This is a genomic window from Dactylosporangium sp. CA-152071 (assembly GCF_050936335.1).
Lineage (GTDB): Bacteria > Actinomycetota > Actinomycetes > Mycobacteriales > Micromonosporaceae > Dactylosporangium > Dactylosporangium maewongense.
This window is the reverse complement of the sequence record NZ_JBNJMZ010000001.1, coordinates 7,446,693-7,461,254: the sequence shown is the minus strand read 5'-3', so window position 1 is coordinate 7,461,254 and position 14,562 is coordinate 7,446,693. Positions and strand designations below refer to the sequence as shown.

Genomic DNA, 14,562 nt, shown 5'->3' with positions numbered 1-14,562 from the left:
CGGACAGCGAAGCGGCTCGGTCCGCTCATCATGTGACAGGTTTGGCTCAGGCCGACGCCGGAGCGCAGCGGAGGTGGCGGCATGAGCGGAGGTGGGCACGCTGCCAAGGGCGGCACCAAGGGCGCGCACGCGAAGGGCCACGGCAAGAAGCACGGCGCGCACGAGGAGGAGCACGAGAACCACGAGCGCTGGCTGGTCAGCTACGCCGACATGATGACGCTGCTGATGGTGCTCTTCATCGTGCTGTTCGCGATCAGCCAGGTCGACCAGAAGAAGTTCGCGGAGCTCAAGAACGGTCTCGCGGTCGGCTTCGGCTCCCCCTCGGTGGCGTTCGACGGCGGCGAGTCCAACCTCATGGAGTCCTCCGACAGCGACTCCCCGATGGACCTGTCCTCGGGCATCGGCGGCACCACCAGCGACGCGACGGCGATCCAGGAGGCCGTGGCGGCGAAGGAGCGGGCGACGGCGTCGGCGAAGCAGAAGGCCGCGCAGCAGGAGGTCGAGAACTTCGAGAAGATCAAGGACCAGATCGAGAAGAACCTCGAGAAGAACCTCGAGAAGCAGGGCCTGCAGGACTCGGTGAAGTTCAGCATCGACGAGCGCGGCCTGGTCGTCACCGTCGTCACCAGCGCGATCGTGTTCGACGGCGGCGAGGCGCAGCTGCTGTCCGCCGGCCGGGAGATCATGGCCGGGATCGGCCCGGCGATCGCCGGCCTGCCCAACAAGATCGAGGTCGACGGGCACACCAACCAGCTCGCCGCCACGACCGGCAGCTACCCCAGCGGCTGGGAGCTGTCCACGGCCCGCGCCTCGACGGTGGTGCGCTTCCTGCACAGCAACGCCGGCATCCCGGAGACCCGCCTGCTGGCGTCCGGCTACGCCGACACGAAGCCGCTGTACGCGGCGGACGACCCGCGAGCGGCGTCGCTCAACCGGCGGGTGGAGATCATCGTCCTGTCCTCCCTTCCGGCCGACACCCGGGCGCTGCTGCCCTCGGCCACCCCGACCTCGTAAGGAGCGGCCTGGATGGCGAAGGACGAGAAGGCGGCCCAGGCGGAGACCGAAGAGGCGCCGAAGAAGAGCAGGAAGAAGCTCATCATGATCATCGCGATCGTGGTGGTGCTGCTGGGCGGCGGGGCGGGCGGCTACTTCATGTTCAAGCCGTCCTCCGCGACCGCGGCGCCCGAGCCCGAGCCGGGCGCGGTGGTGCCGCTGGACCCGGTCACGATCAACCTGGCCGACGGGCACTTCCTGAAGCTCAGGCTGTCGCTGCAGGCGACCGCGGACGCGGCCGAGGCCCCGGACGGCAGCAAGGCGCTGGACATCGCGATCGAGCTGTACAGCAACCGGCCGATGGCGGAGCTCATGTCCAACACCGAGCGGGAGCGCTCGAAGGCGGAGCTCCGGGAGAAGATCGAGAAGGCGTACACGGTGGACAAGACGAAAGAGATCATGGACGTGTACTTCACGTCGTTCGTGATCCAGTAGGCCCGAACCGGCGGATCTGGGGGTTTCAAGGAAACCTCTAGGTCCGTTTCGGCCGTTTTACGTCAAGCTGCACCCAAAAAGACCGATGGTAAGAGAGTGACGCAGTCAACGTCGGCGACCGGGAGCGGCCGCACGCCCGGCAAGATGAGCCGGCGTGGCGGCAAGAGCTCCGGTCCTGAGCCGTATGACTTCCGGCGTCCGACCAAACTGTCCCGCGAACACATCCGAACCCTGCAGATCTCCTACGAGACCTTCGCCCGCCAGTACGCCACGCTGCTGACCACCAGCCTCCGGGCGGTGTCGCAGGTCAGCCTGATCTCCATCGAACAGCTGACCTACGACGAGTACATCAGCGGCCTGTCCAGTCCGACCGTCGTCGCCATGTTCAGCATCGACCCATTACCCGGCACTGCCATCCTGGAGTTCTCCCTGAGCACCGCCATGGCCTGCATCGACCACATGCTCGGCGGCCCGGGCGGCCCGCAGCCCCAGCGCCCGCTGAGCGACATCGAGATGCCGTTGCTGCACGGCCTCATCGAGCGGACGCTCGGCGAGCTGCGCTACGCCTTCGAGGGCATCGTGGCGTTACGGCCGGAGATGACGACGATCGAGTACAACCCCCAGTTCGCCCAGGCGGGCGCGACGTCCGACGCCGTGATCGTGGCGTCCTTCGAGATGCGGGTCGGCAGCGAGGAGTGCGTCGCCAGCATCTGCCTGCCGTTCGGCTCGATCTTCCCGAAGCTGCAGGGCGAGCAGGGCAGCGCGGTGCTCACCGAGGCACAGCGGGCGGCCCGTGAGATCGCCTACCGCAACGTGGTCGCCGGCCTGGAGGGCGCGCCGATCGAGGTCGCGGTGCGCTTCCAGCCGGTCCGCATGCACCCCGCCGACCTGATCGGGCTGCGGCCGGGCGACGTCGTGCCGCTCGCCCACACCACCTCGACGCCCCTGGCGGTGACCACGGCGGACATCACGTTCGCCTACGCCGTCCCGGGCGCGCAGGGCAACCGTCTGGCCTGTCTCGTGGTGCCGAGCCCGCAGCCAGGTCAACGACCGACACACCGGCCCGCAGGACAGCCGGCCGGACAGCTCGGCCAGAACCGCGCTGAGGAGAACCGCCGATGACCATCGCCACCAACGAGGCACTGCTGGCCCGCGCCGAGGCGGCCGCACAGGCCGCCGTGGCGCTGCTGCCCGCCAGCTCCCCGCTCTCCGTCGGTGCGCCCACGCAGAACGTCGACGAGCTCGCGATCGACGGCCAGGCCGTCCGCGCCCGGTTCGCCGGCACCGCGCAGGGCGAGGTCGCCATCGTCGTCACCCAGGACCTCGTCGAGGCCCTCGCGAACTCCCCCATGGGCGCCCTGGACCTGAGCCAGGCCGTCCGGCCCGCCCTGGAGGCCGCGGCGACCACCGTCGGGCCGGTCGTCGTCGACCCGGGCGAGGTGCTTCAGCCGGCCGCCGCCATGGGGCAGGTCGTCGCCGCGGGCGGCGTCCTGGTGCCGCTCACCACCGACGAGGGTGCCGTCCACGCCGTCGTCGCGCTGGCCGTGGCGGTCGAGGTGACCTCCGGCGGGGGCGCCGGCGACTTCCGCGACGACCGCGACGACCGCGGCCGGCCGCCGGCCTTCGACCTGCTGCACGACGTCGAGATGGAGGTCACCGCCGAGCTCGGGCGGACCCGGATGAGCGTGCGGGAGCTGCTGTCGCTCGCCCCCGGCGCGGTGATCGAGCTGGACCGGGCCGCCGGCGGCCCCGCCGACCTGCTCGTCAACGGGAGGCTCATCGCCCGCGGCGAGGTGGTCGTGATCGACGAGAACTTCGGCATCCGGATCACCGAGATCGTCGGCCCTTCGGACCGGGCCTAGTCGCTGATGTTCGAACTGGCTTTGCGCGTCCTGTGCTCACTCACCGTGGTGTTCGCCCTACTGTGGGCGCTGGCGCGGCTGGCCCGGCGCGGGGTCGGCGGCGGCCACGGCGCGGGGCTGGTCACCGTGCTCGCCCGCCAGCAGCTCAGCCGGGGCTCGTCGGTCGCGGTCGTGAAGGTCGCCGACCGGGCCCTCGTGCTCGGCGTCAGCGACGCGGGGGTGTCGCTGCTGGCCGACGCGGACGCCGCGGTGTTCTCAGCCGGCGCGCCGGAGGATCCGCGCCCGTCCCCCCTGGCCGGCTCGCTGCTCTCGGCGGAGGCCTGGCGGTTCCTGAGGGGCAGGCGATGAGGCTCCTGCTGGCTCTTGCCGCCTTCGGTACGGCGCTGCTCCTGCCCGCCGCCGCCCACGCCGCACCGACGCCGAAGCCACCGGTGTCGCCGACCCCACCCGACGGCACGGTCAACATCGACGTCGGCGGCGTCCAGCCCAGCCAGTCGATCACCATCATCATCCTGCTGACGCTGCTGTCGATCGCGCCGTCGCTGCTGCTGATGACGACCAGCTTCACGAAGGTCTTCGTGGTCCTGTCGATCACCCGCAACGCGCTCGGCCTCAGCAACGTGCCGCCCAACCAGGTCATCGCAGGCCTGGCGCTGTTCGTCAGCCTCTTCATCATGTCGCCGGTCGTCTCCGAGGTGAACGACGTCGGGCTCCAGCCCTATCTGAAGGGAGAGAAGACCCAGGCGGTGGCCTTCAAGGACGGGATGCAGCCGCTCGAGGCGTTCATGCTGAAGCAGACCCGCAAGGACGAGATCGCGCTCTTCACGAAGATCGCCGACCGGCCGCTGCCGAAGAACAAGGACGACGTGCCGCTGTCGACGCTGATCCCCGCGTTCGTCCTGTCCGAGCTGCGGGCCGCGTTCATCATCGGCTTCGTCATCTACATCCCGTTCCTGGTCATCGACATGGTCGTCTCGGCGGCCCTCATGTCGCTGGGCATGATGATGCTGCCGCCCGTCACCATCGCGCTGCCGTTCAAGCTCCTGCTGTTCGTCCTGGTCAACGGGTGGGGGCTGATCCTCACCGCCCTCGTGGCCAGCTACCACTGACGAGGTGTACCCCGCATGACCGACACCAAGATCCTCGAGCTCAGCCTGGAGGCCATGACGATCGCCGCGAAGCTCGGCGCGCCGATCCTGCTCACGGCGCTCGTCGTCGGCTTCGCCATCTCGCTCTTCCAGTCCGTGACCCAGATCCAGGAGTCGACGCTCTCCTTCGTCCCGAAGGCGGCCGCCATCGGGCTGGCGCTGCTCTTCGCCGGCAACTGGATGCTGCACGAGATGGTCACCTACACCGAGCAGCTCTACGCCCAGATCCCGGACCTGATCAAGGGTGCCTGAGTCCTACACCGTGCCGCTGAGCACGGTCCTGGCGATCCTGCTCGGCTCGATCCGGGCGGGCGTGTGGCTCGCCCTGTGCCCGCCCTTCAACAACCGCGGCGCGCCCGCCGCCGTGAAGGCCCTGCTGTCGGTGGCGATCGCCCTGCCCATCGCCCCGCGCCTCGCCCCGCAGATCCCGCCGGGCATGTCCACCGGTGTGCTCATCCTCAACGCCGTCGAGCAGGCCGTCATCGGCGCGGCGCTCGCCTTCATCACCGCGCTGCTCTTCGCCGCGGTCCAGATCGCCGGCAACATGATCGACCTCGTCGGCGGCTTCAGCCTGGCGTTCTCGATGGACCCCTTCATGCTCCAGGGCAACGCCGTCTTCGGCCGCTTCTACAACCTCATCGGCATGGCGCTCATGTTCGCCACCGACTCGCACCAGCTGATCCTGCGCGGCTTCGCCCGCTCCTACACCGCGATCCCGCTCAACGACGCCTTCTCCCTGGAGACCTTCGCCGGCATCATCAAGGACGGCTTCGGCGAGATGTTCCTGGCGGGCCTGCAGATCGCGGCCCCCCTGGTCGCGATCATGCTCGCCGTGGACGTCGCCCTGGGCCTGCTGACCCGCGCCGCCCCCGCCCTCAACCCGTTCTCCTTCGGCTTCCCGGCGAAGGTCCTGCTCACCCTGGTCATCGTCGGCACCGCGATGATGCTCCTGCCGAACGCGATCGCCAACCTGACCGACCGCTCCGTGACCCTGGTCCTGAAGCTCCTGGCCGCCTGACCGCGGCGCGGGGCGTCAGCGGTGCGGGTGGGTCAGGGGTTGTCCTCCGCGCGGCGCTGGGGGAAGGGCTCGCCGGCCACTGCCTCGGCGCGCAGCGGCTCATCGCCGGTGGCGGCGTCCGGGGACGGCTCGCGCTTCTTGTCGGGCTTGCCGTAGCTGCGGGTCACCATCCGGAAGACGGCGAGCATCACCGCGGCCACCGGCACGGCGATGAGCAGGCGGAGCAGCCCGGTCTGCAGGTCGAGGTGGTGGGTGACGAACGTGGCGTAGAGGGCGGGCGACGCGATCACCACGGCGAGGAACAGCGTGGAGAAGCGTGCCATCCCCAGCACGTCAGCCGCCCACCAGGCTCAGGCGCTCGCAGAGCATCGCGGCCCATTGGAACGGTGTCGAGGGCCGGCCGTCCAGGAGGGCGACGGGCACCCGCAGCGACAGCGGGCTGGCCGGGTCGCCGCTGGACATCGTGCCGCGCAGGCAGATGGCGTCGACGCGGCGCAGGCCCTGCAGGTGGTGGGCGACGTCGGAGGTCTTGCGGCTGGCGTCGACGACGACCCAGACCGCGACGGGGCGGACCGCCTCGACGATCGCGGCGGCCCAGGCGGACTCGTCCAGGGCGGCCTCGACGGCGACGACGCTGGGCGCGTCGGACTTGCGCAGCTTCTTGGCCCAGAGGCGGGCGTCGTGGGCGCCGGTGATGCGGCGCTTGGCGTCGATTCCCGCGGCGGCGGCGTTGCGGCCGGCGAAGAGGATGTGGTCGCTGTCGAGCCGCTGGGTCTCCGCGACCCACCGGGCGACCTCGACCGCGTGCGTCGACTCGCCGACGACGATGAGCGTCTCCCCCGGGCCGTCGGGCGCGGGCTCGGCGACGGGCAGCGCCGCGAAGGCGTCGACCACGGCGCTGTAGGTGTCGGCGGCGTTGGCCCGGAACGCGATGTCCGACGGCACGCCCAGCGACTGCAGCCGGCGGCCCAGCGCGGTCTGCCGCTCGGACTTCTCCGCGGCGGTCCGGTCGCCGCCGGCGCGTTCGGCCGCGGCGGCCCGCTCGGCGGCGGCCGCCTCCGAACGCGCCGCCCGCTCGGCGGCGGCGGCCGTGCGCTCCGCGGCGGTGCGCTCGGCAGGGGCCGCCGCCGCCTGTGCGGCGGCCGCGGCCTGCGCGGCGGTGTGCGGGCTGTAGGCCCCGGCGAGCCGTTCGCTCTGATCCGGTGTCCGCGGCTTCTCCACGGTGGCGGTGGCTTCAACAGGCATTGAGGACTCCTGCCAATATTCGATCTCGTCGTCGGACAGTGGGCGTGGCGGGTTCGGTCGCGCCGGGGCGCGCCGTCGCGGGTCCATCCGCGTCTGTTCGGGCCAGATCCCTCCGCCGTTCGGTGCGGCGGGCGGCTGATACCGCTGTGGTTGCGGCAGATCGTGGTGTTGCTCGTAGCGCGGGTCCAGGTCCGGCGCGGCGGGCGGCGGCGGCTGAAACCGGGCCGCCCGTGGCGCGTCGCGGCGCGGGTCGACGCCCGCCGGCGGCTGCGACCGTGGCGCCTGCGGCACGTCGCGGCGCTGGTCCATGTCCGCCGGCGGCTGCACCCGTGGCGCCTGCGGCACGTCGCGGCGCGGGTCCACGTCCGCCGGCGGCTGCACCCGTGGCGCCTGCGGCACGTCGCGGCGCGGGTCCACGTCCGCCGGCGGCTGCACCCGTGGCGGCTCCGCCATCGGCGGCGGCTGGAACCGGGCCGCCTGCGGCACGTCGGGGCGCTGCTCGAAGCGCGGGTCCACGGTGACCTGCTGGACGCCGAGCTTCGCGATCGGCTGGCCGGCCGCCGGCCGGAACGGCCGCACCGACGGCGCGCCCGCGGGCGCCTCCGGGGCGGGGCCCTCGGCGAGCAGCCGGTTGAGCGCGTCGGCGGCCGTCGGCGGCCGCGGAGGGCCACCGGCCGGTGGCCGGGAAGGACCGCCGTCGGACGGCCGCGCCGCCGCACCCGCGGGTGGACGCGGCTGCCCGCCACCGCCCGCCGGTGCCGGCCCGGAGGCCGCCTGCGGCGGCCAGGCCCCACCGGCAGGCGGCTGGGGCGCACCTGAAGGCCCAGGAGGCCCAGGAGGCCCAGGAGGCCCAGGAGGCCCAGGAGGCCCAGGAGGCACTGGAGGCACTGGAGGCACTGGAGGCACTGGAGGCACTGGAGGTCCGGGCGGCCCGGGAGGTCCTGGCACCGGCGGCCGCTGCGGCCCACCGGCGGGCGCCGCGCCGGGGACAGGCGCGCCGGCGGGCGGCCGGGGCGTGGCGGCCCGCGCATCCGCGAGCGCGTCGGCGAACGTCGGATTCCTGCCCTGCGATTCGGCGGCATCCGCCAGCGCGGCCAGATCCTCGATACTCAGTGTGCGATTCGGCGTGTCGCCTTTGCGCGGTGCCTGGCCTGATGATTGAGTTGTCGCAACGGCATCGGGGACCTCCACCGTCAGCTCATATTTCTGAGTTCCGAAAAGGCCACCGACCCCGCCGGTGCGCACTTTTTCGGCAGAGACGATGACAGCATCCGGCCCGTGCTCCGCGCGGACCTGCGCGAGCAGCTCTTCGAGGTCACGACCCTCAAGCAGCAACCGGGTAGGCACCATTCACCACCCCAATAGTCTCAATCCGCAGCGTACTCCCGGCGATCTCTGAGTAGGACAGAACCGGTAAACGCGGCAATGCCATCTGCACCAGTTTCCGCAGAGCGTTGCGCAGTTGCGGTGAGCAGACGAGGACGGGACTGACGCCCCGTTCCTCGCCGAGTTCGGTGATTCTGGTCAGGTCGGCGAGCATCGACTCGGCGCGTGCCGTGTCGATCAGCAGCTGCAGTCCGCTGTCGGTCGGGCGCAGCGATTCCAGCAGCTGCTGCTCCAGCCTCGGCTCGAGCGTGATCGCCGTGAGGGTGCCGTCGTGGGCGTACCGGGAGGCGATCGCCGGCCCGAGTGACGCCCGCGCCGCCTCGACCAACGAGTCGGGGTCGGTGGACTGCTTCGCCTGCAGCGACAGGGATTCGAAGATGCGCACCAGGTCGCGGATCGGCACGCCCTCGTCGAGCATGGTCTGCAGCACCCGCTGGACCTGCCCGAGGCTGAGCGCCGCCGGGGTCAGCTCCTCCACGACGACGGGGTGCGTGCGCTTGACGATCTCGGTGAGCGCGCGGACGTCCTCGCGCCCCAGCAGGCGGCTGGCGTGCAAGCGGACGATCTCCGCCAGGTGCGTGATGATGACGGACGCCCGGTCGACGACCGTCGCGCCGGTGAGGTCCGCCTGGTGGCGCAGCTCGGCCGGCACCCACTTGCCGGCCAGGCCGAAGACGGGCTCGACGCCGGCCCGGCCGGGCAGGAAGTCCAGGCCGTCGCCGATCGCCAGGACCGTCCCGGGCGGCGCCTGGCCGCGGCCGACCTCGACGCCGCTGATGCGCACCGCGTACGTCGACAGCGGCAGCTCCAGGTCGTCGCGGGTGCGCACCGGCGGCATGACGATGCCGAGCTCCAGGGCGACCTTGCGGCGCAGGGCCCGGACCCGCTCCAGGAGGTCGCCGCCGCTGGCGTCGACGAGGTCGACGAGGTCCGGCGCGAGGGCCAGCTCCAGCGGGTCGACCCGCATCTCCCCCAGCAGCGTCTCCGTCGGGTCCGGCGGTGGCGGCTCGGCCTCGGCGGCGGCAGCGTCCTGCTGGTCGGCCTCGCTGACGGGTTTCGGCAGGCGCTGGGCGATGATCAGCACCGCCGCGCCGACGAGCAGGAAGGGCAGCTTCGGCAGCCCGGGGATGAGGCACAGCGCGAGCGCCGCGCCGCCGCCGATCTGCAGCGCCCGGCGGTTCTGGCTGAGCTGCTTGCTGACCGTGGCGCCCATGTCGCCGTCGTTGGCGGAGCGGGTCACGATGAGGCCGGTCGCCACGGACAGCAGCAGCGCCGGGATCTGCGAGACGAGGCCGTCGCCGACGGACAGCAGCGAGTAGGTCTGGATCGAGTCGGTCGCCGACAGCCCGCGCTGCAGCATGCCGATCGCGAAGCCGCCGATGAGGTTGACCAGCGTGATGATGATGGCGGCGATCGCGTCGCCCTTGACGAACTTCGACGCGCCGTCCATCGCGCCGTAGAAGCTCGCCTCGGAGGTGATCTCGGTGCGGCGCTTGCGGGCCGTGGCCTCGTCGATGAGGCCGGCGTTGAGGTCGGCGTCGATCGCCATCTGCTTGCCGGGCATCGCGTCGAGGGTGAAGCGGGCGCCGACCTCGGCGACGCGCTCCGCGCCCTTGGTGATGACGATGAACTGGACGATGAACAGGATCAGGAAGATGACGAGGCCGACGATGAGCGAGCCGCCGACGACGAAGTGGCCGAACGCCTCGATGACGTCACCGGCGAAGCCCTCGGTCAGCACCAGCCGCGTCGCGCTGATGTTGAGCGACAGGCGGAAGAGCGTCGCGATGAGCAGCAGCGAGGGGAACGACGAGAACTCCAGCGGCCGCTTCACGTACATGCTGACCAGCACGATCACGAGCGCCAGCGTGATGTTGGCGGCGATGAGCGTGTCCAGCAGCACGGCCGGCAGCGGCACGACCATCATGAGGATGATCAGCACGATGCCGATGGGCACGATGAACTGCGACAGGCGTTTGGGCACGCTCTCCCCGTCTTTCCGATGTGACGCGTTCACCTGATCGGTGCCGAACGGGTAGTTCTGAGGGTTTTCCTTTGGTTGCAGGGCCGGGTGCCGATCGTCAGGGGCGTGCAGCCCGCAACGACCTCCACTTCCGACTCGACGCAGCTCGTCCACATCGGACGCCAGCCGCTCTACGACTGGTCCGGGCACGTCGTCGGCTACGAGCTGCTGTTCCGTGGCGCCGCGGACGAGGTGGAGGCGTCCCGGCGCAGCGCGTACGCGACCAGCCAGGTCATCGTCAACGCGTTCACCGAGTTCGGCCTGGAGCAGCTCGTCGGCGGCCGCAAGTGCTTCATCAACCTGACCCGCGACTTCCTCGTCGGTGACCTGCCGCTGCCGTTCGACCCGGACCACGCGATCCTGGAGATCCTGGAGACCGTCGAGATCGACGACGCGGTGCTCGCCGGGACCGCGAGGCTGGTGCAGCAGGGGTACGAGATCGCCCTCGACGACTTCGTGTTCGGCCTCGGCCACGAGCGGCTGCTGGGCCTGGCCTCGTACGTGAAGCTGGACCTGCTCATCCGCGAGCCCGAGGAGCTCGTCGAGGTGGTGGCCCGCTGCCGCCGCTACCCGGGGATCAAGCTGGTCGCGGAGCGGGTGGAGATCGAGGAGCACATCCTGCTGGCGCAGCGGCTCGGGTTCGACCTGCTGCAGGGGTACGCCGTGGGCCGCCCCCAGGTGCTGACGGCGGTCGCGCTGTCACCGTCGCGGTTGCGCCGCCTGGAGCTGCTCGGCGCGGTCACCGCGGAGGACGCCGACATCGCGAAGGTGTCGGCGATCGTGCAGAGCGACCCGGCGCTGTCCTACCGCGTGCTTCGGGCGACGAACTCGGCCGCGTCCGGGCTGCCGCGCAAGGTGGCGTCGGTCCGCGACGCGGTCGTGCTGCTCGGCTCGGCGAAGATCCGGCAGTGGGCGGCGCTGATGCTCGTCAGCGACGTGGCGGAGTCGGCGACCGAGGACCAGCTGTCCACGACGATGGCCCGGGCCCGGCTGTGCCAGACCGTCGCGGAGCGGCTCGGGCTGCAGGGCGACGCGGCGTTCACCGTCGGCCTGCTCGCCGGTGTCGCCGAGCTCATCTCGGAGCCGGTCGCGGAGCTGGTCACCCGGCTGCCGCTGACGGTCGAGGTGGCCGACGCGCTCGTCGACGGGCACGGCCGGCTCGGCCAGGTCCTGTCGATCGTGCGGGCGTACGAGGTGGCCGACGAGCACGCCCTCGCCGCCGCGCCGGTGTCGTCGGCGGACCTGGCGAAGGCGTACCTGGCGGCGGTCGGCTGGTCGATGCGCACCATCGAGGGCGCGCTGGGCCGGTAATGGCTGGTGAGAAGACCGAGCAGCCTACCGAGCAGAAGAAACGGCAGGCGCGGCGCGAGGGCACCCGGGCCCGCACGCCGGATCTCGGCGCGTGGGGTGGGGTGCTGCTGGCCAGCATGCTCCTGCCGATGACGGCCCGCAGCGTCATGGCACGGACCCAGGACCTGTTCTCCAAGAGCACGCAGGCGTTCACCGACCCGGAGCCGGCCAAGGCCCTGGAGCTGCTCAAGACCGGCATGACGGACATCGCGATCTGCGCCGCGCCGATCACCGTGGGCCTGTTCGTGTTCGCGATCGTCGGCACCGCCGCCCAGGGCGGCCTGCGCCCGGCGACGAAGCAGCTCAAGCCCGACTTCAAGAAGCTCAACCCGCTCAAGGGCCTGAAGCGCACGTTCGGCGGCCAGGCGGCGTGGGAGAGCGTCAAGTCCCTGGCGAAGGTGATCATCCTCGGCGTCGTCGTCTACAACACGATGCACACGCTGGTGCCGACGCTGCTGGGCGCGACCGCGATGCCGCTGCAGACGATCATCGGCCTGGTCGCCGACACGGTGCTGAAGGTCATCCGGATCGCCGCCGTCACCGGCCTCGTGCTCGCCTTCGCCGACTACTTCGTGGCCAAGCGCCGGGTCAACAAGCAGCTGATGATGTCGAAGGAGGAGATCAAGGAGGAGCACAAGAAGTCCGAGGGCGACCCGCACGTGAAGGGCCACATCCGGCAGCGGCAGCACGAGATGGCCCGCAGCCGGATGATGGCCGACGTGCCCAAGGCCGACGTCGTGGTGGTCAACCCGACGCACGTCTCGGTGGCGCTGCGGTACGACCCGACGAAGGGCGCGCCGCGGGTGGTGGCGAAGGGCCTGGGCGTGATCGCGCTGAAGATCCGCGAGGTCGCCACCGAGCACCGGGTGCCGATGGTCGAGGACGTGCCGCTCGCCCGGGCGCTGCACGGCGCGTGCGAGATCGGCGACGAGATCCCGGCGGAGTTCTTCGGCGCGGTCGCCCGGGTGCTCGCCTTCATCATGATGCTCAAGTCGAAGGGGTCCGCCGCCGGCGTGCACACGGTGCCGGAGCACCGTTAGCGTGCTGGCATGGACGACTTCGACGTCGTGGTGGTCGGTGCCGGTCCGGCGGGCGCGGCGGCGGCGCTCGCCGCGCGGCGGGCCGGCGCGAGCGTGCTGCTGCTGGACAAGGCCGGCTTCCCGCGCGACAAGCCGTGCGGTGACGGGGTCGCGCCGCACGCCCTCGACGTGCTCGCCGGGCTCGGCGTGACCGGCGTCGAGGACGGCTTCGCGCCGGTGCCGTCGCTGCGGCTCGTCGGGCCCGCCGGTGGGGCGGTCGCCCGCAGGCACGCGCGCCCCGCGTACACCATCCCCCGGCTGGTCCTCGACGAACGGATCGTGGACGGTGCGGTGGCGGCCGGGGCGGTGCTGCGCCGCCACACCGTGCGCCGCATCGAGGAGCGCCCGGACCGGGTGGTCGTCGACGGGATGGTCTCGGCGCGGGCGGTCATCGGCGCCGACGGCGCGTATTCGGCGGTGCGCAAGGCGCTCGGGCAGCCGCCGAACGGCCCCGGCCACCTGGCGCTCGCCATCCGCGGCTACGCGCCCTTCGCGGGGCAGCCCGCCGAGCAGCGGATCGTGACCGCGTCGCGGGAGTGGCCGGCCTACGCGTGGGCCTTCCCGATCGGGGACGGCACCGCCAACATCGGCTACGGGGAGGTGCTGCACGGCCGGCCGGTCTCCCGGGCGCACCTGCTGGACCGCCTCGCCGAGCTGCTGCCCGACGTGGACACGGCGGCGGCGACCGGGCTGCGGGCGCACCACCTGCCGCTGTCGACGCGCCGCCCGGCGCCGGCCCGGGGCCGGCTGCTGCTCGCGGGCGACGCGCTGTCGCTGATCAACCCCTTCACCGGCGAGGGCATCTTCTACGCGGTGCTGTCCGGCGCCCTGGCCGGTGCGGCGGCGTCCGGTGACGCGCCGGGGCAGCGGTACGCCGCGGCGCTGCGCGGCCGGCTCGGGCGGCACCTGCGGCACTCGCGGGCGGCGGCGCTGCTCGGCGGCCGGCAGTGGATCGTCAACGCCGCGGTGCGCGCCGCCGACCGGCGCCAGGCGGTCTTCGACGACCTGATCGAGCTCGGCCTCGGCGACGGCACGCTGACCCCGCGCACGGTCGGCGCCATCGCCCGCCACGTGGTCACGCGCTGAGGTTCTCCGCCATCCGGGCCAGGGTGCGCACGGTGGTCAGGTAGTCCTCGTCGGGGACGCCTTCGGCGACCCGCCGGCGGACCGCGGCCACGTCGGCGGCGATCGCCGCCCTCGCCCGCTCGCCGTCATCCGTGAGCGCGCCGTCCTGCCGCATCCACCCCCGCTGGACCAGGTCCTGCCGGCACTCCCCCTGCCCTTCCCACAACGGATCCTCCGGTCCGAGGCCGTTGAGCAGCTGCCAGTGCCGGCGGCGCAGCCCCTGCCGGTCCAGCGCGGCCCCGAACGCGCCCTCGATCCGCTGGTCGAGCTCGCGCAGCCAATAGCCGATCGGCCTGTCCTCTGGTTTCATGGGTTCCACCTGTACATGCCTCCAGAATGTAGATAACAAAAATTATGCATCCTTCCCTTGCCGCCGTCGAGACCGCGATGGTGTCGATCCGACGCAGCCAGACCCGGCGCGCACTGGCCCGCAGCGGCCCGGCCAGCGGGGTGGACCCAGCGGTCTTCGACGTCGTGGACGCGGTCGAGGGGCTGCGCGACCGCGCGACGGTGACGGCGGTCGCCGCCGCGCTCGACGTGGCGCAGCCCCGCGCGAGCAAGCTCGTCGCCGCCGCCGTCGAGGCGGGCTGGGTGCGGCGGGAGGCCGACCAGGACGACGGCCGCCGGTCGCTGCTCGTGCGCACCCCGGCCGGGCTGGCACTGTGCGAGCGGGTGCACGCCGCGCGGCGGGCGAGGTTCGCCGCGGCGACCGCCGGTTGGACGCCCGCGGAGGTGGAGACGTTCGCCCAGCTCCTGACCCGCTTCGTCGCGGGCCTCACCGAAACGGCCGGACAACGGCACTGAGCGTCGATTCTTCAATGCTCCGGCGCACGGTAAT

16 protein-coding genes are annotated in these 14,562 nt (G+C 72.0%); 12 read left to right on the top strand and 4 right to left on the bottom strand.

Annotated elements, in window-relative coordinates; genetic code table 11:
- Positions 1–81 precede the first annotated feature (81 nt).
- From ACQEVZ_RS33580 to ACQEVZ_RS33545, 8 genes are all read left to right on the top strand, one after another.
- On the top strand, positions 82–1,014 hold the full coding sequence (locus ACQEVZ_RS33580) for a flagellar motor protein MotB (RefSeq protein WP_433373923.1): 933 nt from the start codon (positions 82–84) through the stop codon (positions 1,012–1,014).
- 12 nt (positions 1,015–1,026) lie between these two features.
- On the top strand, positions 1,027–1,488 hold the full coding sequence (locus ACQEVZ_RS33575; protein WP_344515733.1) for a flagellar basal body-associated FliL family protein: 462 nt from the start codon (positions 1,027–1,029) through the stop codon (positions 1,486–1,488).
- Positions 1,489–1,584: 96 nt separating this feature from the next.
- Positions 1,585–2,610, top strand: a complete 1,026-nt coding sequence (locus ACQEVZ_RS33570; protein WP_344515735.1) for a flagellar motor switch protein FliM — start codon at positions 1,585–1,587, stop codon at positions 2,608–2,610.
- A complete protein-coding gene (fliN, locus tag ACQEVZ_RS33565; protein WP_433373919.1) occupies positions 2,607–3,350 on the top strand; it encodes a flagellar motor switch protein FliN in 744 nt (247 codons plus the stop codon). The genes ACQEVZ_RS33570 and fliN overlap by 4 nt, the downstream gene beginning before the upstream one ends.
- 45 nt (positions 3,351–3,395) lie before the next feature.
- On the top strand, positions 3,396–3,698 hold the full coding sequence (locus ACQEVZ_RS33560; RefSeq protein WP_433373916.1) for a flagellar biosynthetic protein FliO: 303 nt from the start codon (positions 3,396–3,398) through the stop codon (positions 3,696–3,698).
- On the top strand, positions 3,695–4,459 hold the full coding sequence (gene fliP, locus ACQEVZ_RS33555; protein ID WP_344515741.1) for a flagellar type III secretion system pore protein FliP: 765 nt from the start codon (positions 3,695–3,697) through the stop codon (positions 4,457–4,459). The genes ACQEVZ_RS33560 and fliP overlap by 4 nt, the downstream gene beginning before the upstream one ends.
- A 15-nt stretch (positions 4,460–4,474) precedes the next feature.
- Positions 4,475–4,750, top strand: a complete 276-nt coding sequence (gene fliQ, locus ACQEVZ_RS33550; RefSeq protein ID WP_344515742.1) for a flagellar biosynthesis protein FliQ — start codon at positions 4,475–4,477, stop codon at positions 4,748–4,750.
- A complete protein-coding gene (locus ACQEVZ_RS33545) occupies positions 4,743–5,516 on the top strand; it encodes a flagellar biosynthetic protein FliR (protein WP_344515744.1) in 774 nt (257 codons plus the stop codon). The genes fliQ and ACQEVZ_RS33545 overlap by 8 nt, the downstream gene beginning before the upstream one ends.
- Before the next feature lie 32 nt (positions 5,517–5,548).
- Here ACQEVZ_RS33545 and ACQEVZ_RS33540 read toward each other — a convergent pair whose 3' ends face one another.
- From ACQEVZ_RS33540 to flhA, 3 genes are all read right to left on the bottom strand, one after another.
- On the bottom strand, positions 5,549–5,839 hold the full coding sequence (locus tag ACQEVZ_RS33540) for a hypothetical protein (RefSeq protein ID WP_433373911.1): 291 nt from the start codon (positions 5,837–5,839) through the stop codon (positions 5,549–5,551).
- Between the two features lie 10 nt (positions 5,840–5,849).
- A complete protein-coding gene (locus tag ACQEVZ_RS33535) occupies positions 5,850–7,340 on the bottom strand; it encodes a hypothetical protein (protein WP_433373908.1) in 1,491 nt (496 codons plus the stop codon).
- Between the two features lie 745 nt (positions 7,341–8,085).
- The gene (gene flhA / locus ACQEVZ_RS33530; protein WP_433373905.1) at positions 8,086–10,131 is read right to left on the bottom strand and encodes a flagellar biosynthesis protein FlhA; all 2,046 of its coding nucleotides are present in this window, start codon (positions 10,129–10,131) and stop codon (positions 8,086–8,088) included.
- A 105-nt stretch (positions 10,132–10,236) separates the two neighbouring features.
- On the opposite strand from flhA, the gene ACQEVZ_RS33525 reads away from it, so the two are divergent.
- From ACQEVZ_RS33525 to ACQEVZ_RS33515, 3 genes are read left to right on the top strand one after another with little or no spacing between them, the layout of a single operon-like run.
- A complete protein-coding gene (locus tag ACQEVZ_RS33525; protein WP_433373902.1) occupies positions 10,237–11,481 on the top strand; it encodes an EAL and HDOD domain-containing protein in 1,245 nt (414 codons plus the stop codon).
- Positions 11,481–12,560, top strand: coding sequence for an EscU/YscU/HrcU family type III secretion system export apparatus switch protein (locus ACQEVZ_RS33520; protein WP_344515636.1), 1,080 nt, complete (start codon positions 11,481–11,483; stop codon positions 12,558–12,560). The genes ACQEVZ_RS33525 and ACQEVZ_RS33520 overlap by 1 nt, the downstream gene beginning before the upstream one ends.
- Positions 12,561–12,569: 9 nt before the next feature.
- Complete coding sequence (locus ACQEVZ_RS33515; RefSeq protein WP_433373898.1) at positions 12,570–13,685, top strand: geranylgeranyl reductase family protein; 1,116 nt, start codon at positions 12,570–12,572, stop codon at positions 13,683–13,685.
- On the opposite strand, the gene ACQEVZ_RS33510 is transcribed toward ACQEVZ_RS33515, so the two are convergent.
- Positions 13,675–14,034: a hypothetical protein gene (locus ACQEVZ_RS33510; RefSeq protein ID WP_354905515.1), complete on the bottom strand. Its 360-nt coding sequence runs from the start codon at positions 14,032–14,034 to the stop codon at positions 13,675–13,677. The genes ACQEVZ_RS33515 and ACQEVZ_RS33510 overlap by 11 nt on opposite strands.
- Positions 14,035–14,078: 44 nt before the next feature.
- Here ACQEVZ_RS33510 and ACQEVZ_RS33505 point away from each other — a divergent pair, with 44 nt between their 5' ends.
- Complete coding sequence (locus ACQEVZ_RS33505) at positions 14,079–14,528, top strand: MarR family winged helix-turn-helix transcriptional regulator (RefSeq protein WP_344515630.1); 450 nt, start codon at positions 14,079–14,081, stop codon at positions 14,526–14,528.
- The last annotated feature ends 34 nt before the right edge of the window (positions 14,529–14,562 follow it).

What these genes read in the sequence shown, in the direction of transcription:
- ACQEVZ_RS33580 (WP_433373923.1), top strand. Translation starts at nt 82, where the DNA reads ATGAGCGGAGGTGGGCACGCTGCCAAGGGCGGCACCAAGGGCGCGCAC.
- ACQEVZ_RS33575 (WP_344515733.1), top strand. Translation starts at nt 1,027, where the DNA reads ATGGCGAAGGACGAGAAGGCGGCCCAGGCGGAGACCGAAGAGGCGCCG.
- fliN (WP_433373919.1), top strand. Translation starts at nt 2,607, where the DNA reads ATGACCATCGCCACCAACGAGGCACTGCTGGCCCGCGCCGAGGCGGCC.
- fliP (WP_344515741.1), top strand. Translation starts at nt 3,695, where the DNA reads ATGAGGCTCCTGCTGGCTCTTGCCGCCTTCGGTACGGCGCTGCTCCTG.
- fliQ (WP_344515742.1), top strand. Translation starts at nt 4,475, where the DNA reads ATGACCGACACCAAGATCCTCGAGCTCAGCCTGGAGGCCATGACGATC.
- ACQEVZ_RS33540 (WP_433373911.1), bottom strand. Translation starts at nt 5,839, where the DNA reads ATGGCACGCTTCTCCACGCTGTTCCTCGCCGTGGTGATCGCGTCGCCC.
- ACQEVZ_RS33520 (WP_344515636.1), top strand. Translation starts at nt 11,481, where the DNA reads ATGGCTGGTGAGAAGACCGAGCAGCCTACCGAGCAGAAGAAACGGCAG.
- ACQEVZ_RS33515 (WP_433373898.1), top strand. Translation starts at nt 12,570, where the DNA reads ATGGACGACTTCGACGTCGTGGTGGTCGGTGCCGGTCCGGCGGGCGCG.
- ACQEVZ_RS33510 (WP_354905515.1), bottom strand. Translation starts at nt 14,034, where the DNA reads ATGAAACCAGAGGACAGGCCGATCGGCTATTGGCTGCGCGAGCTCGAC.
- ACQEVZ_RS33505 (WP_344515630.1), top strand. Translation starts at nt 14,079, where the DNA reads ATGCATCCTTCCCTTGCCGCCGTCGAGACCGCGATGGTGTCGATCCGA.